This window comes from Duganella vulcania, from assembly GCF_009857655.1.
Taxonomy (GTDB): domain Bacteria; phylum Pseudomonadota; class Gammaproteobacteria; order Burkholderiales; family Burkholderiaceae_D; genus Rugamonas; species Rugamonas vulcania.
The window spans coordinates 17,318-36,123 of sequence record NZ_WWCX01000063.1; the positions used below are offsets into that span (position 1 = coordinate 17,318).

Annotated in this window: 21 protein-coding genes; 8 read left to right on the forward strand and 13 right to left on the reverse strand. The window is 65.4% G+C overall.

Annotated features, from left to right (window positions below; all coding sequences use genetic code 11):
* The first annotated feature begins 33 nt into the window (after positions 1-33).
* Positions 34-1,266, forward strand: coding sequence for a malic enzyme-like NAD(P)-binding protein (locus GTP90_RS25055; RefSeq protein ID WP_161086087.1), 1,233 nt, complete (start codon positions 34-36; stop codon positions 1,264-1,266).
* Positions 1,267-1,289: 23 nt separating this feature from the next.
* Here the strand turns inward: GTP90_RS25055 and GTP90_RS25060 are convergent, their stop codons facing one another.
* The 5 genes from GTP90_RS25060 to senA all read right to left on the reverse strand — a co-directional run bounded on the left by GTP90_RS25060 (position 1,290) and on the right by senA (position 5,976).
* A complete protein-coding gene (locus GTP90_RS25060; protein WP_161086088.1) occupies positions 1,290-1,793 on the reverse strand; it encodes a P-loop nucleotide/nucleoside kinase family protein in 504 nt (167 codons plus the stop codon).
* Positions 1,794-1,883: 90 nt separating this feature from the next.
* Positions 1,884-2,006 carry a hypothetical protein gene (locus GTP90_RS37345; protein ID WP_256369119.1) on the reverse strand — a complete coding sequence of 41 codons (123 nt, stop codon included), beginning with the start codon at positions 2,004-2,006 and terminating at the stop codon, positions 1,884-1,886.
* A gap of 8 nt (positions 2,007-2,014) precedes the next feature.
* Positions 2,015-3,331 (reverse strand): hypothetical protein, encoded by a 1,317-nt coding sequence (locus GTP90_RS25065; protein ID WP_161086089.1) that lies wholly within the window; start codon positions 3,329-3,331, stop codon positions 2,015-2,017.
* Positions 3,332-3,449: 118 nt separating this feature from the next.
* Positions 3,450-4,739 carry a Xaa-Pro dipeptidase gene (locus tag GTP90_RS25070; RefSeq protein ID WP_161086090.1) on the reverse strand — a complete coding sequence of 430 codons (1,290 nt, stop codon included), beginning with the start codon at positions 4,737-4,739 and terminating at the stop codon, positions 3,450-3,452.
* A 34-nt stretch (positions 4,740-4,773) separates the two neighbouring features.
* The gene (senA, locus tag GTP90_RS25075) at positions 4,774-5,976 is read right to left on the reverse strand and encodes a selenoneine synthase SenA (protein WP_161086091.1); all 1,203 of its coding nucleotides are present in this window, start codon (positions 5,974-5,976) and stop codon (positions 4,774-4,776) included.
* A gap of 34 nt (positions 5,977-6,010) precedes the next feature.
* Here senA and senB point away from each other — a divergent pair, with 34 nt between their 5' ends.
* Genes senB through GTP90_RS25090 form a run of 3 tightly spaced genes read left to right on the forward strand, consistent with a single transcriptional unit; the run spans position 6,011 to position 8,866 of the window.
* Complete coding sequence (gene senB, locus GTP90_RS25080; RefSeq protein WP_161086092.1) at positions 6,011-6,997, forward strand: selenoneine biosynthesis selenosugar synthase SenB; 987 nt, start codon at positions 6,011-6,013, stop codon at positions 6,995-6,997.
* On the forward strand, positions 6,994-8,040 hold the full coding sequence (selD, locus tag GTP90_RS25085) for a selenide, water dikinase SelD (protein WP_161086093.1): 1,047 nt from the start codon (positions 6,994-6,996) through the stop codon (positions 8,038-8,040). The genes senB and selD overlap by 4 nt, the downstream gene beginning before the upstream one ends.
* Before the next feature lie 10 nt (positions 8,041-8,050).
* On the forward strand, positions 8,051-8,866 hold the full coding sequence (locus GTP90_RS25090) for an alpha/beta hydrolase family protein (protein WP_161086094.1): 816 nt from the start codon (positions 8,051-8,053) through the stop codon (positions 8,864-8,866).
* 2 nt (positions 8,867-8,868) lie between these two features.
* Here GTP90_RS25090 and GTP90_RS25095 read toward each other — a convergent pair whose 3' ends face one another.
* Positions 8,869-9,525, reverse strand: coding sequence for an SIMPL domain-containing protein (locus GTP90_RS25095; protein WP_161086095.1), 657 nt, complete (start codon positions 9,523-9,525; stop codon positions 8,869-8,871).
* A gap of 115 nt (positions 9,526-9,640) precedes the next feature.
* On the opposite strand from GTP90_RS25095, the gene GTP90_RS25100 reads away from it, so the two are divergent.
* Both GTP90_RS25100 and GTP90_RS25105 read left to right on the forward strand, forming a co-directional pair.
* The gene (locus GTP90_RS25100; RefSeq protein ID WP_117009809.1) at positions 9,641-9,961 is read left to right on the forward strand and encodes a heavy metal-binding domain-containing protein; all 321 of its coding nucleotides are present in this window, start codon (positions 9,641-9,643) and stop codon (positions 9,959-9,961) included.
* A 1-nt stretch (position 9,962) separates the two neighbouring features.
* Complete coding sequence (locus GTP90_RS25105) at positions 9,963-10,244, forward strand: hypothetical protein (RefSeq protein WP_117009808.1); 282 nt, start codon at positions 9,963-9,965, stop codon at positions 10,242-10,244.
* Here the strand turns inward: GTP90_RS25105 and GTP90_RS25110 are convergent.
* From GTP90_RS25110 to GTP90_RS25120, 3 genes are read right to left on the reverse strand one after another with little or no spacing between them, the layout of a single operon-like run.
* Positions 10,241-11,176 (reverse strand): cupin-like domain-containing protein, encoded by a 936-nt coding sequence (locus tag GTP90_RS25110; RefSeq protein WP_161086096.1) that lies wholly within the window; start codon positions 11,174-11,176, stop codon positions 10,241-10,243. The genes GTP90_RS25105 and GTP90_RS25110 overlap by 4 nt on opposite strands.
* A 47-nt stretch (positions 11,177-11,223) precedes the next feature.
* Entirely contained in the window at positions 11,224-12,012 is a 789-nt protein-coding gene (locus GTP90_RS25115; RefSeq protein WP_161086097.1) for an APH(3') family aminoglycoside O-phosphotransferase, read from the reverse strand.
* Between the two features lie 20 nt (positions 12,013-12,032).
* Entirely contained in the window at positions 12,033-12,419 is a 387-nt protein-coding gene (locus GTP90_RS25120) for a DUF8817 family protein (protein WP_161086098.1), read from the reverse strand.
* A gap of 435 nt (positions 12,420-12,854) precedes the next feature.
* On the opposite strand from GTP90_RS25120, the gene leuA reads away from it, so the two are divergent.
* Together leuA and GTP90_RS25130 are read left to right on the forward strand one after the other, a co-directional pair.
* The gene (leuA, locus tag GTP90_RS25125; protein WP_161086099.1) at positions 12,855-14,555 is read left to right on the forward strand and encodes a 2-isopropylmalate synthase; all 1,701 of its coding nucleotides are present in this window, start codon (positions 12,855-12,857) and stop codon (positions 14,553-14,555) included.
* Positions 14,556-14,642: 87 nt separating this feature from the next.
* The gene (locus tag GTP90_RS25130; protein ID WP_161086100.1) at positions 14,643-15,443 is read left to right on the forward strand and encodes an alpha/beta fold hydrolase; all 801 of its coding nucleotides are present in this window, start codon (positions 14,643-14,645) and stop codon (positions 15,441-15,443) included.
* Between the two features lies 1 nt (position 15,444).
* On the opposite strand, the gene GTP90_RS25135 is transcribed toward GTP90_RS25130, so the two are convergent.
* From GTP90_RS25135 to GTP90_RS25150, 4 genes are all read right to left on the reverse strand, one after another.
* The gene (locus GTP90_RS25135) at positions 15,445-16,398 is read right to left on the reverse strand and encodes a CE1 family esterase (RefSeq protein WP_161086101.1); all 954 of its coding nucleotides are present in this window, start codon (positions 16,396-16,398) and stop codon (positions 15,445-15,447) included.
* Between the two features lie 2 nt (positions 16,399-16,400).
* On the reverse strand, positions 16,401-16,922 hold the full coding sequence (locus GTP90_RS25140) for a GNAT family N-acetyltransferase (RefSeq protein ID WP_161086102.1): 522 nt from the start codon (positions 16,920-16,922) through the stop codon (positions 16,401-16,403).
* Between the two features lie 30 nt (positions 16,923-16,952).
* A complete protein-coding gene (locus GTP90_RS25145; RefSeq protein ID WP_161086103.1) occupies positions 16,953-17,624 on the reverse strand; it encodes a response regulator in 672 nt (223 codons plus the stop codon).
* A gap of 11 nt (positions 17,625-17,635) precedes the next feature.
* Positions 17,636-18,806 (reverse strand): ATP-binding protein (locus GTP90_RS25150; protein ID WP_161086104.1); only part of this gene is annotated, 1,171 nt, incomplete at its 5' end.

Sequence of the window (18,806 nt, forward strand, 5' to 3'; positions counted from 1 at the left end):
GCATTCAGAGCCACATAAAATAACGAGGACACCATGAGCACCATCGAACAAAAAGCGCTGGCTTACCACCGCGCCGGCAGCGCCGGCAAGATCGCCATCGAAGTGACCAAGAGCGTCGCCACCCAGGAAGACCTGGCGCTGGCGTACTCGCCTGGCGTGGCCGCGCCGTGCGTGGAAATCCAGCGCGAGCCGGCCAAGGCCTACGAGTACACGGCCAAGGGCAACCTGGTGGGCGTGATCACCAACGGCACGGCGGTGCTCGGCCTGGGCAACATCGGCGCGCTGGCCGGCAAGCCTGTGATGGAAGGCAAAGTGGTGCTGTTTAAAAAATTCGCCGGCATCGACGCCTTTGACATCGAGATCGACGAAACCGATCCCGATAAGCTGATCGACATCGTCGCCGCGCTACATCCGACCTTCGGCGGCATCAACCTGGAAGACATCAAGGCGCCGGAATGCTTCTACATCGAGCGCAAGCTGCGCGAGCGCCTGTCGATCCCGGTGTTCCATGACGACCAGCACGGCACCGCCATCGTGGTCGGCGCCGGCATGCTGAACGCGATCGAAATGACCGGCCGCGATATCTCCAGCGTGAAGATCGTCTGCTCCGGCGCCGGCGCGGCGGCCATCGCCTGCCTGGAACTGCTGGTGGACCTGGGCGCGAGCCGCAGGAACATCTTCGTCTGCGACAGCAAGGGCGTGCTGACCACGGCGCGCGCGCTGGACGGCGAAAAAGCCGCGTGGGCGCAGGACACCAGCGCCAGCAAGCTGTCCGACGTGATGGAGGGCGCCGATGTGTTCCTCGGCGTGTCAGGTCCCGGCGTGCTGTCGCCGATGGACATCCAGCGCATGAAGCCCCAGCCCATCGTCTTCACGCTGGCCAATCCTGAGCCTGAGCTGCGTCCGGAACTGGTGCGCGAAGTGGCGCCGGACGCCATCATCGCCACCGGCCGTTCGGACTATCCGAACCAGATCAATAACGCCCTGTGCTTCCCTTACCTGTTCCGCGCGGCGCTGGACTGCGGCGCCTCCACCATCAACCAGGAAATGAAGCGCGCCTGCGTGGTGGCGCTGGCCGACATCGCACGCAGCGACGCCCGCTTCGGCAAGGACTACGTGGTGCCCGGCCTGCTGGACCCGCGCCTGCTGGGCGGCGTCACGCCGAAGATCGCCAGCGCCGCCTGGCGCAGCGGCGTCGCCCGCAAGGAACTGGTCGAACTGGAATACGCCGAGGACCTGCGCGACCTGGCTGAATCGCTGATCTAAGCAAGCCGGCGGCGCGCCAAGGCTCACGCCATCTTGACGTTGAAGCCTTCCGTGTCCGCCGGCGGCACGAAGTACTGGGTAATCGAATCGAACTCCGCCTCGCTCGTGCTGAACTGGTGGGCGCCCTCCTCATTGCGGAGCTTCAGCCGCCGCTTGCACTCCTCGTCGCTGACATCAAGATAGTGCAGGCAGTGCGCGGCGGCCGTATTGTCCAGCAGGGACTTCATCCAGGCGCGCGTCGCGACCGTATTCGCAGGGAAGTCCAACACCACCGAACTGCCGGCAGCCAGTATGTTCTGGATCAAGCCGTGCAAGGCGCCGCGCAGCTTTGTAGTGCAGCGGACGTAATCGGCCAGCGACTTGATCTCGCCCGGATACAGGGCTGCCAGCAGCTTGTCTTCGCTGAGCAGCACCGTGTTCGGCATGCTCGCCAGCTCGCTGGTCAGCGTGGATTTGCCGGCCGCGATTTTCCCGCAGACGAGATGCAGGGTCGGGACGTTGGCGACTTCGGGGACTTCTGTTTTCATCGGACTCTCCTTGGCTAAAAAAACCCGGAGACCAGATTCCCAAAAAAAGAAACCCGCCTCCAGGGCGGGCTTCTTCGTTGCTGCAAAAAGCTAACCCGCCATCGAAATAATGGCGGCAATAATCGCAAGCTTCGAATATTGGCGTTTAGTCAGCATCATGCGAGGAGCATCGCATAGCTTTTCAGCCATGTCAACCTGAGGCAGCGCTGACATGGGTTGGCTCAATTGCGCTTAATCCTCATCATCACCAGGCGATGCTCGTCGCCGACCAGCAGCACGCCATGACCGTCAAACATCAGCTGCCGTATCACCGCGGTGCCGCCAAACTCGGTGTCGGTGCCGGTCAACTTGATGCGCAGGATGGTCGACTTCTGTGCCGACAGCGCCGCCGTGCCGACGCCGTAATCGCCCAGCACCAGCACATCCCCCACCGGATCGCCAACCTTGTAGGAACCGACCACCACATCGGCCAGCAGCAGGCTACCCTTGTAGAGATGCGCGTCGAGATCGGGCGAACGGCCGTTGCCGGCCCACTTGCCGGACAAGGTTTCCTGTCCCAGGTCGGTGCGGTCGGCCGGCAGCACCGCGATGCCGGATTTGTCGAGCGCCACGCCCATCACGCCGCCGGGACTGGAGAGCGAGGCCTTGCCGTTCCATAGCACGCCCATTTTGCCGCTGGTGTCCAGCGCGACCGGATAAGGCAATGCGCCACTGGTGCCCAGCGTATGCACGATGGGCGCGCCCAATCCCTTGGGCCACATGGCGACCATCGCGCCGCCGCCTTCCAGCCATGAGGACAGCACCACGCCGGCCGACGCGGCCACGCGCGGATGCAGCGCCGACGTCGATATCTCGAACGGCGGAGTCAACTGCCGTCCGTCGAAATCGAATTTGCACAGCTTGAGCAGGTATTGCGTCTTGTCGGTGACCGGCAGCAGGGAAAAGGTGGTGACCAGCCAAAAGCCGTTGCCGTCCACCGCGCCGCTGCTCTCGGCCGCCGCCAGCTCGGTGGTCGACGTGGGCGCCACCCCCGGATACAGGTCGATGGCGCCGCCGATCTGCTTCGCCTGCGCGTCGAAGTGCAGCAGCTTGGCGCCGGGGCCGGACTGCACCATCACAAAGCCGTCCGGCGAGGGCAGCATCTGCCACTCGCCCAGGTAGCCGGCGGCCAGTGTGAAGCCGTAATCGATGCTGGACACCAGCGCGCCATCCTTGTCCAGCACACTCAGTCGGGTGCGCGGATGCACCTGGTTGCCGTTCTGGATAACGGTGGTATCGGAGAACGAGCGCACCACGATATGGTCGCCCACGATCAGCGCATCGCCCATGCCCTTCAGCGCGGCGCCTCCAGGCAGCGTAAGGGTCTGCCGGGCGCCATCGACGTCGATGAGACTGGAGGTGTCGGGCGTGGTGCCGGTGAAGGTGGCGGCCGTGGCGTCAGGCTTTGCCGTGGTGCCGGAAGAACCGCCGCCGCATGCGTTCAACGCGGCGGCCAGCGCCAGCAGGGCCAGATGGCGGGGGAAGGCTTGAAAACGCATACTGGCTCACAGTGCACTGTCTGAAAGCGAAAAGTATATAGAAAAACAATCCCTTCCCTATACCATTCGCGCCACAACAACATGGCCCCGCGAGCCAGCGGGATGACCCGGCAGGCCTTTATTTCTTGATTACTTCGCCGCCCTTCATCACGAAGGTCACCTTGGTCAGCTCTGTCGCGTTCTCCGCAGGATCGCCCTTGACGGCGATGATGTCGGCGAACTTGCCGGCGGTGAGTGAGCCCACGCGGTCCTTCCAGCCCAGCAGGTCGGCCGCGTTGATGGTGGCCGCCTGGATCGCCTGCATCGACGTCATGCCGTACTTGATCATGTAGGCGAACTGCTTCGCGTTGTCGCCGTGCGGATAAACGCCGGAGTCGGTGCCGAAGGCCATCCTGGCGCCGCCGTTGAGGGCCTTGCGGAAGTTATCGCGCTGGATCTGGCCGACCACTTTCTCCTTGGCGATCGACTCCGGCAGCATGCCGGCCTTCTCGCCTTCCTGCAGGATGAAGTCGTCGTTGTATATGTCCATCACCAGGTAGGTGCCCTTCTCGCGCGCCAGCTTGATGCCCTCGTCGTCGATCAGGCTTGCGTGCTCGATCGAATCGACGCCGGCCAGGATCGCATCGCGGATGCTGCTGGCGCCGTGCGCGTGCGCCGCCACTTTGCGGCCCAGCTTATGCGCCTCGCCGACGATGGCCTGCATCTCCTCCAGCGTGTACTGCTGCGCGCCCGGCTCGTCGCCCTTGGACAGCACGCCGCCCGAGGCGCAGATCTTGATCACGTCGGCGCCGTACTTGGCCATCTCGCGCACCTTGGCGCGCGCTTCCCACGGGCCGTCGGCCACGCCACGGCTGGTGAACTTCATATCCGGCGGCAGCAGGTTCTCGTCGCAGTGGCCGCCCTGGATGCCGATGGCGTAACCCGCGGTGCGCATGCGCGGGCCGATGAAATCGCCGTCGTTGATGGCGTCGCGCAGCGCCACGTCGCCAAAGCCACTCGCGCCGACATTGCGCACGGTGGTGAAGCCCGCCTCCAGCGTCTTGCGCGCGGCGCGCACGCCGTACAGTGCGGCCCGCGTATCGGACACGCCCAGCGCGTTGTAGCCGCCCAGGTAAGGGTCGCCGGTCAGATGGGTGTGCATATCGATCAGGCCTGGCAGCACGGTCTGCGACGACAGGTCGATCAGCTGCGCGCCCGCCGGCACCTTGGCCGAGGCGCTGGGGCCGACCGAGGTAATGCGCTCGCCGGTGATGACGATGGTCTGGTCCTTGAGCACCGTGCCGGCGACCACGTCGACCAGCCGGCCGGCGCGTATCGCCACCACTTTTCCGCCGTCGGCGAACGACGGCGCGGCCGCGCCCAGGGTGGCTGCGACGGTGGCGGAGATCAGGAGATGCTTGAATTTCATGGAGTTCCCGAAAAAAGTCTGCTTGTTGTGGATGTTATCCCGGCCACGCACAGGTGCGGAATCCGGCGAAGATGTCGTCGCGCTCGGGCAGGAAGAAATTGCGGAAGCGGGCGTTGACGAAACGTGGCGGCGTGGCGAACGAGGCGCCGCGCAAGGTTTGATGCGTGGAGAACCACGGCTCCGAGTATTCGCGGTAGCGGTCCGCCTGGAAGCCGGGGTAGGCATCAAACGGCGACGCGGTCCACTCCCACAGCTGGCCCCACCGGAACGCCGGATGGCCGGACAGCGCGGCGTACTCCCACTCCGCCTCGGTCGGCAGGCGGCGGCCGGCCCAGGAGCAGTATGCCTGCGCCTCGTACAGGTTCACATGCCGCACCGGCTCGGCGCCGGCCAGCGTCGTGGGCCTGCCGAAGCGCACCGTGCGCCATTGCCCGCCGTCGCGCTGCCAATAGCGCGGCGCCGAGCGCTCCTGGCGCATCAGCCAATCGGCGCCCGCGCTGCTCCAGAACTGGCGGTTGTCGTAGCCGCCGTCGCCGATAAAATCGGCATACTGCGCATTCGTCACCAGCGTGCTGTCGATCGTGAACGGCGCCACGCGGAAGGCATGCGCCTGACGCTCGTTGTCGAACACGAAGCCGTTGCCCTCGGCGCTGCCCAGCTGGATGGTCCCGCCGGGGAAGCAGATCTCCGATGGCGCAAACAGCTGATGGCCGTTGTGCGCGGCCCGCTCCGGCGCGGGCAAGCCGAGGGTCTGCAAGGTGTAGAGCATCGCCTCGCCGTGCATGTCCTCGTGCGCCAGCGCCAGCCGGTAGGGATACAGCGCCGCGCCGTCGTTCGGTTCGCGCGACAGCCTGTCAAGCACACGGTCCAGCACTTCGTGGCAGTAGGTCTTCAGCGCGCCGGTGCTGGGCAGGTCCAGCGTCCAGCGGCTGCGGTGCGGCACGCGCGCCGAATCGAACCAGTCGTCACCCTTGGTCAGCAAGCAGTTCCCGTGGGCGTCGGCCGGGTGGCTGGACCCGGCCGCGCGCAGGATGAACCATTCGGCAAACCAGGCGGTGTGGCCAAGCTCCCACAACGGCGGATTGACGATGCGCAGCTGCGGCACGCGCTCCGCCACGTCCATGCCGGCGGCCGCGAAGCACTCGAACAACGACAGCGTATAATCCCGCGCATGCTGCAGCGCCTGCGCCGTCTGCTGCGGCGAGGCGCTCCTGAACGAAGTTGGGTTGGAAGTCATGGGCCGATTGTAACGATTTTTAGCCAAAACACCAGTGAGCGCACCCCATATCTGGATCGTCAGTCCTGCCTCGGCGCGGGCCAACAACGGCAACTGGCAGAGCGCCAGCCGCTGGGCGCGTTTTCTGCGCACACGATACCGGGTATCGATTTCACAACAGTGGACCGATGGCGATGCCGCGCCCGACCTGCTGATCGCGCTGCACGCGCGCCGCTCGGCGCCCTCGCTCGATGCCTATGCCCACGCTTATCCGCTGCGGCCATCGATCCTGCTGCTCACCGGGACCGACCTGTATCGCGACATCCAGACCGACGCCAGCGCCCAGCAGGCGCTGCGCCAGGCCAGCGCGCTGGTGGTATTGCAACCGTCCGGCATGGCAGCCCTGCCCGCGCCAGTGCGCGCCAAGGCCAGCGTGATCTTCCAGTCGGCACCCACGCTGCGGCCCGCGCGTCCAGCCAACAAGCGACACATGGACATCACCATGGTCGGCCACCTGCGCTCCGAAAAAGACCCGCTGACCTTCATGCGCGCCGCCGCGCTGGTCACGGCGCCCAAGGCACGCCTGGTCCACATCGGCGGCGCGCTGGAACCGGCGCTGGAACAGGCCGCGCTGGCCACGGCCGCCGCCCATCCGCGCTACCGGTGGCTGGGCGCGCTGCCGCATGCGGCCACGCGGCAGCGCCTCAAGCGCAGCTGCCTGATGGCGATCACCTCGCACATGGAAGGCGGCGCCAATGTCATCATCGAAGCCGTTTGCAGCGGCGTGCCGGTGCTGGCGAGCGACATCAGCGGCAACCGCGGCATGCTGGGCGACGGCTACGCCGGCTACTTCCCGCCCGGCGACGCCGCCGCGCTGGCCCGCCTGATCGACCGCGCGCTGGCCGAACCGGACTTCCATTCCCTGCTGCGCGCCCAGTGCGACGCGCGGGCGCCCCTCTTCGCTCCGGCGGCCGAGCAGGCAGCTTTGCTGGAGTTGGTGGATAATCTGCTGCACAAGTCTAAACAAGGAACGACATCATGAGCAATGACCCAATCAAACTGACCTCCTTCTCCCATGGCGGCGGCTGCGGCTGCAAGATCGCGCCGGGCGTGCTGTCCGAGATCCTGAAAAATTCGTCCGGCTTCCCGGTGCCGAAGGAACTGATGGTCGGCATCGAGACCGCCGACGACGCAGCCGTCTACAAACTCAATGACGAGCAGGCGCTGATCGCCACCACCGACTTCTTCATGCCCATCGTCGACGACCCGTTCGACTTCGGCCGCATCGCCGCCACCAACGCCATCTCCGACGTCTACGCCATGGGCGGCACGCCGATCATGGCACTGGCCCTGGTCGGCATGCCGATCAACAAACTGCCGCTGGAAACCATCGGCCAGATCATCAAGGGCGGCGAATCGATCTGCGCCGAAGCCGGCATCCCCATCGCCGGCGGCCACACCATCGACTCGGTCGAGCCGATCTACGGTCTGGTGGTGCTGGGCCTCGTCCATCCATCGAAGGTGAAGCGCAACGCCGAAGCCAAGGCCGGGGACGTGCTGGTGCTGGGCAAACCGCTGGGCGTGGGCGTGCTGTCGGCCGCGCTGAAGAAGGACAAGCTGGACGCCGCCGGCTACCAGGCCATGATCGCCAACACCACCAAGCTCAATAAGCCGGGCAAGGCGCTGTCGGAAATGGCGGGCGTGCACGCGCTGACCGACGTCACAGGTTTCGGCCTGCTGGGCCACCTGCTGGAACTGGCGCGCGGCGCCAAGCTCACGGCGCATCTCGACATGGACAAGATTCCGCTGCTGCCGGGCGTCGAGCAACTGGCGCACGACGGCTACTTCACCGGCGCCTCGGGCCGCAACTGGGACGCCTATGGCAAGGATGTCGAGCTGTCGCCGTCGGTGTCGCAGGCCCAGCACATGCTGCTGACCGATCCGCAAACCTCGGGCGGCCTGCTGGTGTCGTGCGACGCCGGCAGCGTCGACGACGTGCTGGAGCTGTTCCGCCGCGAAGGCTTCGGCGAAGCGGCCGTCATCGGCCGCATGGCCGACGGCGCGGCACGCGTGACGGTCGGCTGACCTGCGCCCGATGCGCTATCGACTGCTCCTGCCGGCCCTCGTCTGGATGCTGGCCGCCGGCGCGCAAGCGGCCGAACCGGAAATAGTCCACTTCCCCGGCAACAGCGGAACGCTGGGCGGTGAGCTATACAGGCCATCGGGCGAAGGCCCCTTCCCCGTGCTACTGTATAACCACGGCAGCGCGGCGGGCATGTTGAACAGCCAGGCCGCCAGGATCATCGGGCCGCTGTTCGCCGCGCGGGGATGGGTCTTCTTCATGCCCTACCGGCGCGGCCAAGGCTATAGCTCCGATGCCGGCCCTTACATCGGCGACGAGATCAGGGCCGCCACCGCGCGCGGCGGCATGCAGGAAGGTTCGCGCACGATGACCCGCCTGCTCAGCACCGACCATCTCGACGACCAGCTGGCGGCACTGGCATGGATACAATCGCAGCCCTACTCACAAGGAAAGCCGGTGGCCGTCGCCGGCAATTCCTTCGGCGGAGTGGAGGCGGTGCTGGGCGCCGCCAAGGCGCCCTATTGCGCGGCCGTCGTCGCATCCGGCGGCGCCGAGAGCTGGTCGCAATCGCCCGAGCTCCAGGAGGTGATGAAGTCGGCCGCCCGCAACGCCGCCAGTCCAATGATGTTCTTCCAGGCCGCGAACGATTTCAACCTGGAGCCCAGCCAGGTGTTGTCCGCGGAGCGATCGCAAGCCGGAAAAACCAGCATGGTAAAAACCTACGGCGCCTTCGGCAAAAACGCTGCGGAAGGCCACAGCTTCGCGTATCGCGGCGCCGGCATATGGTTCGCCGACGTATTCAGCTTCATCGAGCAAAACTGCAAGTAGAACTACTTGGTCCGGTAGACCACATCGACCGACTTGGCGAACTTCATGACCGTAATGCCGGTCAGGTCCGCCGCCGGCTCGAGGCGCTTCTGCCGATTGGCGACGCCGTTGCTGATCACCAGCCCGATCGACGCAGTGAGATTGCGCAGCTGACCGTCGCTGATGGCCGATGCCGTCGTCAGTTGGCGGCCAAACGCGCGCGCCATCACGTCGGCACGCTTGCGCGCGTTCTTGCTGGCTTCCACCAGCAGCTGATTGTCGATCTCCTCGCGCTGGGTGGTGTCGAAGAAGACGGACAGCTTGTCCACGTCCGGCATGTTGAGCACCGGCGCGATGACGGCCTTCCACTTGGCGAGGTCTTCGACCTTGATACGCAAGCTGCACTTCATCTGCGCGGCCTCCGGGTTGCCATCCTTGGCGGCCAGCTGTTCGCGCTTGACGTCTCCCACGGACAAGGCATCAGGCAGCGCCTGCGCCGCTATCAAGGCCTGCAGCTGCGCGATGCGCTCATTGATGCGGGAAAAGGCCAGCTCCGGATTGGGGTCGCTCGTCCTCAGATCGAATACGATTTCGCTGTTATCCGGCGCGACGTACATTAATCGTGACTGTCGAGCCATCCGCGCCCCCAAAGTACGAGTGGTTTTTTTTGCAACCAGCATCCTACCGCATTTCCAGCCGCCGGCTCACTCTCCGGTGAAAGCCGCAAACGATTGCCGTGGCGGCGGCCCGCGCATGCGTTAAAGTAGATCCATCATCAACTACCGAAAGAAAGCCATGCTGGTCACCACCACAGAAAACGTCGCAGGCTACCGGGTGCTGGAAGTGAAGGGACAGGTATTCGGCGTGGTCGTGCGCAGCCGCGGCCTGGCGGGCAACCTGATGGCAGGGCTGCGCTCCATCTTCGGCGGCGAGATCCTGGAATACACCGCGCTGCTGGAGGAAACGCGCCGCCATGCGCTGGACCGCATGGTCAAGAACGCGCAGCAAATGGGTGGCAATGCGGTCGTCATGATGCGCTTCGACTCTTCCGAGATCGGCCAGACCATGAGCGAGATCGTCGCCTACGGCACGGTCGTCGTGGTCGAGAAAGCCTGACATGCTGCGCAACGCGATACTCGTCATCGCGCTGCTGGTCGCCGGTGGCGGCGCGATCGCCCTGGCGACCGGCCACCCCGAGGCGATGCCCGCGGCAATCTGGGGCGGGATCCTTACGGTGGCGGTGCTGTTCGAACGCTGGCGCTATCAACCGCCGCCAGCGACCGGCGGTAACTGGCAACCCACCGGCGAACAGTTCATCGACCCGGAGTCCGGCGCGGCGATGGAAGTCCTGTACGATCCCGGTACCGGCGAACGACGTTATGTCGCCAAGGTGCGCTAGGCCGCAGGCTGCCGCAGAGAGGGATCGCCATTCAGGACAAACGGCATGGACCGGGACCACCGGTTGGATGACAACGAGAACGTCAGCGCGCGCACCTGATGGTACCAGCCGGCCGGCACGTACAGCATGTCGCCCGGATTGACGATGACTTCGACCGTGGCGGCCTGGCGCGCGAGGGGAAACTTCTCATAATCCGGCGCCTCGGGATCGAACGGAGAGCCGAACAGGATGGCGTTGGCCTCGTTCGGATACAGGAACTCGTCGTGGTGCGGCGGCGCCAGGAAGATGCGCTTGGTGCCCCAGATCTGCGCGAAGATATTGTCGTCGTAGTCGCAATGCAGCGGCGTCACCGTGCCTGCGGGGCCGAGCCAGAAGCGCGGCGGGCCCATTTTGTCGAAGTACGTGGGCCAGTGACAAAGGCGGTTCAGCTCACGCAGTTCCAGGTTGCCCAGGTACGGCGGCAGGTCGTGCGTGCCGGCGGCGACCAGCTCAAGATACTCCAGCATCGACATGTCCTGCATCGCGCGGTCGGGCGCGAACGCGGTGTTGATGTAGTCGCCCACCCGCGCGCGCACCGGCAGGTGGCTGTACTGCGCGCGCAGCGATTCCGGCGTCAGGGCGCACAACGGCCAGCGGCTGGCCGCGCCGGCCATCAGGAACGGCAGCCCGTCCGCTGCCCGCTTGCGAAAGGCGGCGGCATCGAGCGCACGGATACGCGGTATCTCCGCGATAGCCGGCAGTTCGCGCGACGCACGCTTGATCGCCTCGCGCATCTCGGGGATCGACGTAACGCCGCGAACCTGCGCGTCCCTGCGCTCGCGCGCCAGCTTCTGCGCCGCAGGGTCGGCGGACCAGGCGGACTCCGATTCCTGCCTGGTTGGCGGCAGGCGCAATGCGCGCGGTGCTTCCGCCGGCTTCTTCTCTTTCGACATATCCCGAACTAAAATTTTTTTAAGGGCGATAGTATAACTGGTCGCTCTCAAAACAGTTCGTCAAGCTGTTCGAAGAAAAGGCGCTTGGCCGGCGCGTCGTGCCGGTCCAGCTCCTTCAGGAAGGAGGCCGCTGCGCGCCCGGACACGTCTTCAAGCAGGTTGCGGTGAACGAAGGCGATGTCGAGCCAGCGGTCAGCCTTGCCGCCACGCCCCCAGTCGATGAAGTGCAGCCGTTCGCCGCCATCGACAAACACATTGCTGTCGCCCAGATCGCCGTGCGAGAACACCAGGTCCTCGGCAGGTGTCGTCGCGCGCAGGTGATGCAGCAGGTTTTGCGGTGTGCTCAAACCCGGCCATTGTTCCAGGTCGCAGTCCTCATCGATGAGGCCTTCGCGCATCAGGTACTCCAGTTCCCGCAGCCGTATCGCCGCGCCGGCATCGAACGGACAATCGGCAGCAGGCACCGACTGCACTTGACGCAGCGCCTCGCGGAACAAGCCCGTCACCGGTTTGCCGGCGGCGACCAGCGACGACAGCGGCACTCCCGGCACGGAGCGCGTGATCATGCACTCCCCATCGCCGTTTTGCGCGGCGAGGACGACCTCCGGAACGCTCAACCGCCCCGAAAGCCAGTCCAGCACACTCGCTTCGCGCATGACGCTATAGGTGGTGCCGGCATAGATCGAGGGTGAGGTCTTGAGGAAAAAAATGTCGCTGCCGCGCTGGAAGCGATGGACCTGGCATGGCGATTCGCCGACTTCGTCGCGCTGCAGGGGCGCATCGCCGATGAAGCTTTTCACTGCGGGAGGCAGGCTTAAAAATGATTGTTCGTTCACTGATTCCTCTTCTATGTTGTTCAAACTGCCCGATAAAACTGAAGGCCGTTACCGTCCGGATCACGCACATGGAACTCCCTGGTTCCCCACGGCGTATCGCCCGGCTGGCACCAGGGGCCGGAGCCCGGCCCCGGAATGGCGCCGCTTCGCAGGAATTCGGCATATGCCCACTCCACATCGCTCACATAAAAACGGTAGACCGGACGGTCCAGCACATGGTCCCAATGCGACGGGTCCTGCCACTGCAGCTGGAGCTCCAGGCCATCGCGCGCCACCGCCGCATATCTGGGGCTGTCCGCCTGGTCCCTGAACACCTCGACGAAACCCAGCTTTTCATAGAACGCCAGCGATGCGCTGACATCACGCGACATCAGCACCGGCATGACCGCCTCGATGAGTTTTTCCACTCCATCCTCCGTTTTGCGCTTCGCCGCGCAGATAACAAAAAGACCATGACGCCACATAATCATTGTAACAAGATCAAATCTCCTTGACAGTCACGCCGCCGATCTCGTACATTAAAGGCCATGACCTCGCATCTGCACCTATCCGCTTTCCTGCTATCGCCTACCAGCGCCCTATCGCTGGCAGCGCGCCTACTAGCACGCGCCTAATCCGCGTTCCAGCTGTACCCTGTGCCGGCCATAAGCCGCACCTGTCTACAAATCCCAGGAAAGTTTGCACCGATGTTCCCAGCCCTGTCGCTACTGCTAAAACTACCGATCGGTTGCCGAGCCTAGTATCCCGTGGCCGCGCGGCAGCCATTCGCCACAACAGTGCGCCAACACCGATTCGTCGGACCGTGGCATCCGCATTTCCCCATTTGAGACCAGGAGTACCCCATGATGTTGCAGAACCCAGCAGCGAAGTACCGCGCCTTCCCACCTGTCCAATTGTCCGACCGCCAGTGGCCGAACAACGTCATCTCCAAACCGCCGATCTGGATGAGCACCGATCTGCGCGATGGCAACCAGGCCTTGATCGAGCCGATGAGCGCCGAGAAAAAGCTGCGCTTCTTCGAACTGCTGGTGAAGATCGGCCTCAAGGAAATCGAAGTGGGCTTCCCTTCGGCCTCGCAGACCGACTTCGATTTCGTGCGCAAGCTGGTCGAGGAAAACCGCATCCCCGACGACGTCACCATCATCGTGCTGACCCAGTCGCGCGATGAACTGATCCGCCGCACCGTGGAATCGGCGGCCGGCGCCAAGCGCGCCATCGTCCACCTGTATAACTCGGTGGCGCCGGTGTTCCGCAAAGTGGTGTTCGGCATGTCGCGCGAAGAGATCACCAACATCGCCACCACCGGCACCAAGCTGGTGAAGGAATTGATCAAGCAGCACCCGCAGACCGAATGGGGCTTCGAGTACACGCCTGAATCGTTCTCCACCACCGAACTCGATTTCTCCAAGCATATCTGCGACGCCGTCACCGCGATCTGGGAACCGACTCCGAACAACAAGATGATCATCAACCTGCCGTCGACCGTGGAGTGCAGCACGCCCAACGTCTACGCCGACCAGATCGAATGGATGTCGCGCAAGCTGGCCCGCCGCGATTCGCTGATCATCAGCGTCCACCCGCACAACGACCGCGGCACCGCCGTGGCCTCCGCCGAAATGGCCGTGATGGCCGGCGCCGACCGCGTCGAGGGCTGCCTGTTCGGTAATGGCGAACGCACCGGCAACGTCGATCTGGTCACCTTGGCCTTGAACCTGTACACGCAAGGCGTGCATCCGGGCCTGGACTTCTCCGACATCGACGAAGTGCGCAAGTGCGTCGAAGAGTGCAACCAGTTGCCGGTGCATCCGCGCCATCCATACGTGGGCGACCTGGTGTTCACCGCCTTCTCCGGCTCGCACCAGGACGCGATCAAGAAGGGCTTCGCCCAGCAGCAGGAAGGCGCGCTGTGGGAGATCCCTTACTTGCCGATCGACCCGCAGGACCTGGGCCGCAGCTACGACGCCGTTATCCGCGTGAACAGCCAGTCCGGCAAGGGCGGCATGGCTTACCTGTTGGAGCAGGACTACGGCCTGGTGCTGCCGCGCCGCCTGCAGATTGAATTCAGCCGCGCCGTTCAGGCGGTGGCCGATTCCACCGGCCTGGAAATCACCGCCGACGGCATCTACGACATCTTCAGCAAGGAGTACTTCGAGCAGGTCACCCCGTACGCCTACAACGCGCACAAGATGATCGAAGACACCAGCAGCGATGAGCCGGTGCAGATCGACATCGCCCTCACCCACCGCAAGGCGCCATTGGCGCTGCAGGGCGGCGGCAACGGTCCTATCGACGCCTTTGTCAACGCGCTGGGCCTCGACATCAAGCTGATGGACTACCATGAGCATTCGATCGGCTCGGGCGCCAATGCCAAGGCGGCCTGCTACGTCGAGCTGCGCCTGGCCAACGGCCCGACCCTGTTCGGCGCCGCCATCGACAGCAATATCGTCACGGCCTCGTTCAAGGCGGTGCTGAGCGCCGTCAACCGCCAGCTGCGGCAGCAGGAAACCGCCGCCGCGCCAGCGGGCGCCGACGCCACCGCATAAACCCATTCCCGGCCAGCCACCGCCAGAGCCGGATCTTGAAGGGCGCCCCACGAGGGCGCCCTTTCACCATCCATCTCATCCAACACCATGAACAAATCCGCACTCTCCGCAGCAGCCTTCCTGCTGGCCGCCACCGGCGCCCACGCCACACCGCCCGCCGGCCAGGACGCGCTGGCGGGCGCGCAAGTCAAGGTCGATGTCGGCGGCCGCAAACTGAATATGTACTGCACCGGCAAAGGCTCGCCCACCGTGCTGTTCGAAGCCGATGGCGGCCGCGCGGGCTGGGATTGGTCGGCCGTGCTGCCGGAAGTGGCCAGGCGCACCCGCGCCTGCGTCTATGACCGTGCCGGCATGGGCGCCAGCGATCCCGCCATCCGCGCATCGACGGTTGCCAATGCCAGCAAGGACTTGAACTTCCTGGTCAAGAACGCCCGCATGGACGCGCCCTTCGTGCTGGTGGGCGCGGGCTATGGCGCCATGGTGGCGCAGCACTACGCGCTGCGCTCGCGCGGCGCCGTCACCGGGCTGGTGCTGGTGGAGGCGATGCACGAGGATGCGCTGCCTGCGGACCGCGCGGCCCGTCTCGACGCGGCGCTGGCCTGCCTGGCCGCAGCGGAAGAAGGCAAGACGATCGCCGCCTGTGCCTATCCTGCCACCGCCATCAACGGCGAAATCGGACCACGGCTGGCGGCTGCGCAGGCGGCGCAAGTGGCCCGTCCATCCTATTGGCGCGCCCGAGCCTCGGAGCTGGACAGCCTGGAGACCAGCGCCGGCCAGATGCGCGCCGCGCGCAAGCCGTGCGGCGACATGCCGCTGGCCGAAGTCGCGCACGGCGAACCGGCCGCCATTGTCGCGGCAGTGATGGAAGTGCTGGACAAGCAGAAGTAAGCTAGCGGGCCGCGCGCTTTTCCCTGAAAAATTCCCAGGCCGCTTCCGCCACCTCGAAGTCGGCGTTCTGCCGGCCCACCAGCTTGTTGATGAAATAGGGATAGCGCTTGGTGATGCTTGGTTCAGCGTGGCCGCCGTTCTCGATTTTATACAGGCCCACTTGAAGGCCGTCCGCCGCGTCGCCCCACATCCAGCGCGTGACCCGCGTTTTGTCCCAAGAGTTCAGCTTTGGCAGCTCAAGCACGCTGGCTTGATCGGGAAGGCCGGCCAGTTCGCGCCACGTGTGCGCGCTGTCCTCGATGCTGCAAACCGGATCGAGGAAGCCCAGCGTATAAAAGTATTTGCCTCCCCGGTAAGGCATCAGCGGATCCGCGGTGCAGCCGATGATCAGCGTCGGCAGCGCAACCGTGGGCGGGCGGGCAGCGTGAGGCGGCGGCATGCAGGACAGGACCACCGAAAATGCCGCCAGCTTATGAGGGATCTCCACCGCTGCGCGGTAGGCCAGCAGGCCGCCACGGGATACGCCGATCAGGTAGACGCGCGCGGCGTCGACATCGAATTCGGCTACCGCCTTGTCGATCAGCGCAGAGATGAACGCCACGTCGTCCTTCTTCGCCACCTTCTCCGCGCTGGCGAAGCAATCGCTCCAGCCACCCGCGCCGGCATCCGCCGCCAGCACGACCACGTTCTCGCGTTCGGCGATCTCCAGCCACACAGACAGCGGCGATGGCGGGAACGCCTGACCCATCACCTGCACGGCCGAAGCTCCGGCGCCATGCAGCACGATGACCAGCGGACGCTTGCCCTCCGCACGCCGGCTGGGCCGCGCAAGCAGATAGTTGCGCGCGCCCTCCGGCCGCAACAGCGTGCCCGGAGTGCTCTGCGCACGGGCTGCGGAACCGTTGGAAGTACCAAGAAAAGCGGCCTTCAACCACGCACTCATACGTTCCGACATGCTCACTCCATCGACGGCGCCATCGCCAGCGCGCGCGACATCATGATCTCATCTTGGAACCGGCCGTCGACGATCATCGAATCCGGCTCCCGCCCGAATTCGATGAAGCCCAGCGATTCGTACAGGCCAACCGCCTCCGCATTGCCGGCGGTGACCGAGATCGTCACGCGCTGTACGCCTTCCAGCGTGGCGGCAAACGCCAGCGCATGCTCCATCAGCTGCCGCGCTATGCCGCGCCCCCGATGGCTTTCAGCGACATACATCGCGCGGACATAAGCCTTGTGGCGAACCTTGAGCGCAGTCTCGCGTCCGACGCCGACCATGCCGACCAATTGCTCGCCGTCGAAAGCGCCGAAAAAATTGCGACCCGAATCCGGCGCCAGCCTGGCCTCGATCGTCGACAGCGGGGTGTCGCATTCCTCCTCGTAGCTGGAACCGAACGCGGACGAAGAGCCGCGCAGCCCCGCCAGCCGCAGGGCCTGGAATGCGGCGGCGTCGGATGAAACCAATCGGCGTATAAGCATGCTGCTTCCGGGCTGTTAGTGAGTGGCCAATTATAGCGGCAACTCGAAGCGGTAACCTACGCCATAAACCGATTGCAGGCACTCGGCATCCGGCAGCTTGCGGCGGATGTTCTTGATGTGCGAATCGACGGTGCGGTCGCCGATATCGCGCTGGTCCTGGTGCGCAAAATCGAGCAGTTGCTGGCGTGTGTAGACCCGGCTCGGGTTGTCGATCAACTCGGCCAGCAGGCGAAACTCCAGCGGCGTCAATGCCAGCGCCGCGCCCTTGTGCAGCACGCGCATGCCGGCGCGGTCGATCTGGAACGGCGAACCGGGAGCCGCCGGCGCCTGCGGTACGGCCGCCCCGCTGCGGCGCAAATGCACGCGCACGCGGGCCACCACCTCGCGCGGGCTGAATGGCTTGCAGACGTAATCGTCGGCGCCGCTGTCCAATCCCAGCAAGCGGTCGATCTCGTCCACGCGGGCGGTCAGCATGATGATGGGTAGCTGGGAGAATGCGCGCACCTCGCGGCACACGCCGATGCCGTCCAGCTCCGGCAGCATCAGGTCCAGCAGCACCAGGTCCACGCCGCCGCCGCGGACGATGTCGACCGCGCTGCGGCCGTCGGCGGCCAGCCGCGTGGTCCAGCCGGCGGCGCTCATGTAGTCCGCCAGCAGCGCGGCGATCTTGGTGTCGTCTTCAACGATCAGGATATTGGGCACGTCTTCGCTTCCTATGTTTTCAATGGCAGGCGCACCGTTATTTTGACACCGCCCAATACCGACGGCGCGGCGACGATGCTGCCGCCGTGCGCCTCGACCAGTGCCTTGCAGATCGCCAGTCCCAGTCCGCTGCCGCCGCGTTCGCGCGAACGGGCGCCGTCCACGCGGTACAGCCGCTCGAAGATGCTGCCAAGGACGGCGGATGGCACGCCGGGCGCGCTGTCTTCCACCACGATCTCGGCATGCCCGCCGGCGCTGCCCAGCGCGACCACCACCTGGCCGCCGCTGTCGGTGTAGCGCAGGCTGTTTTCCAGCAGGTTGGTGAACACCTGCTGCAGGCGCCCGGCGTCGCCTTGCAGCAGCAACGGCGCGGACGGCAGGCTCCAGCTCAGATCCAGGCCGCACTTCTGCGCGCGCGGCTGGTAACGCTCCAGCGTTGGGCGCAGCAGCTCGGCCAGATTCAGCTCATGCCAGTGATAGTGCAGGTCGCCCGCGTCGGCCATTGTCAGCTGGTGCAGGTCGTCGACCAGCTTATTCAAGCGCAGCACCTCCGCATGCAGCGATTGCAGCGCGTTGGTGTCGGCCTGACGGATGCCGTCCAGCAGCGCTTCGATCTCGCCGCGTATCACCGTCAGCGGCGTGCGCAGTTCGTGCGAGACGTCGGCCAGCATCTTGCGGCGCTGGCGTTCGCTGTCCTCCAGGGCTTCGGCCATGGCGTTGACGTGCAGCGCCAGTTCCGCCACCTCGTCGCGCGACAGCAGGGGCGCGCGGGCGCTCAACTCGCCCAGCGCCAGCCGTGCCGTCACGTCGCGCAGCGCGGCCACGGGGCGCAGCAAATGGCGGGCCAGCCAGATCGCCGCCAGCACCGCAAGGCCGATCAGCACGACCGACAGCAGCAGGATCGATTGCAGTTGCTCGCGCAGGAAGACGGTGGCGCTGGAGTCCTCGCCGCCGGTCTGCCGCAAGGGCATCAGCCGCATGTGGCCGACCACGACGCCATCGACCTTGATCGCCCGCTCCACGCCTGGTGGCAGGTCGGGAGGCCCGATCAACCTGCGGCCATCGGCGTCGGTGATCGAGATGCGCGAGGCGAAGTCCAGCGGATCGTTGCGGCGCGGCGGCGGCGCTTCGCCTGGCGGCGGATCGGCGCGCGGCGGCGGTTCGCCTCGCGGCGGGCCGTAG

What these genes read in the sequence shown, in the direction of transcription:
- GTP90_RS25090 (WP_161086094.1), top strand. Translation starts at nt 8,051, where the DNA reads ATGCGCTATCGACTGCTCCTGCCGGCCCTCGTCTGGATGCTGGCCGCC.
- GTP90_RS25095 (WP_161086095.1), bottom strand. Translation starts at nt 9,525, where the DNA reads ATGCTGGTTGCAAAAAAAACCACTCGTACTTTGGGGGCGCGGATGGCT.
- GTP90_RS25105 (WP_117009808.1), top strand. Translation starts at nt 9,963, where the DNA reads ATGCTGCGCAACGCGATACTCGTCATCGCGCTGCTGGTCGCCGGTGGC.
- GTP90_RS25110 (WP_161086096.1), bottom strand. Translation starts at nt 11,176, where the DNA reads ATGTCGAAAGAGAAGAAGCCGGCGGAAGCACCGCGCGCATTGCGCCTG.
- selD (WP_161086093.1), top strand. Translation starts at nt 6,994, where the DNA reads ATGAGCAATGACCCAATCAAACTGACCTCCTTCTCCCATGGCGGCGGC.
- GTP90_RS25065 (WP_161086089.1), bottom strand. Translation starts at nt 3,331, where the DNA reads ATGCGTTTTCAAGCCTTCCCCCGCCATCTGGCCCTGCTGGCGCTGGCC.
- GTP90_RS25100 (WP_117009809.1), top strand. Translation starts at nt 9,641, where the DNA reads ATGCTGGTCACCACCACAGAAAACGTCGCAGGCTACCGGGTGCTGGAA.
- GTP90_RS25070 (WP_161086090.1), bottom strand. Translation starts at nt 4,739, where the DNA reads ATGAAATTCAAGCATCTCCTGATCTCCGCCACCGTCGCAGCCACCCTG.
- GTP90_RS25140 (WP_161086102.1), bottom strand. Translation starts at nt 16,922, where the DNA reads ATGCTTATACGCCGATTGGTTTCATCCGACGCCGCCGCATTCCAGGCC.
- senA (WP_161086091.1), bottom strand. Translation starts at nt 5,976, where the DNA reads ATGACTTCCAACCCAACTTCGTTCAGGAGCGCCTCGCCGCAGCAGACG.
- GTP90_RS25130 (WP_161086100.1), top strand. Translation starts at nt 14,643, where the DNA reads ATGAACAAATCCGCACTCTCCGCAGCAGCCTTCCTGCTGGCCGCCACC.
- GTP90_RS25060 (WP_161086088.1), bottom strand. Translation starts at nt 1,793, where the DNA reads ATGAAAACAGAAGTCCCCGAAGTCGCCAACGTCCCGACCCTGCATCTC.
- GTP90_RS25135 (WP_161086101.1), bottom strand. Translation starts at nt 16,398, where the DNA reads ATGTCGGAACGTATGAGTGCGTGGTTGAAGGCCGCTTTTCTTGGTACT.
- GTP90_RS37345 (WP_256369119.1), bottom strand. Translation starts at nt 2,006, where the DNA reads ATGTCAGCGCTGCCTCAGGTTGACATGGCTGAAAAGCTATGCGATGCT.
- leuA (WP_161086099.1), top strand. Translation starts at nt 12,855, where the DNA reads ATGATGTTGCAGAACCCAGCAGCGAAGTACCGCGCCTTCCCACCTGTC.
- GTP90_RS25055 (WP_161086087.1), top strand. Translation starts at nt 34, where the DNA reads ATGAGCACCATCGAACAAAAAGCGCTGGCTTACCACCGCGCCGGCAGC.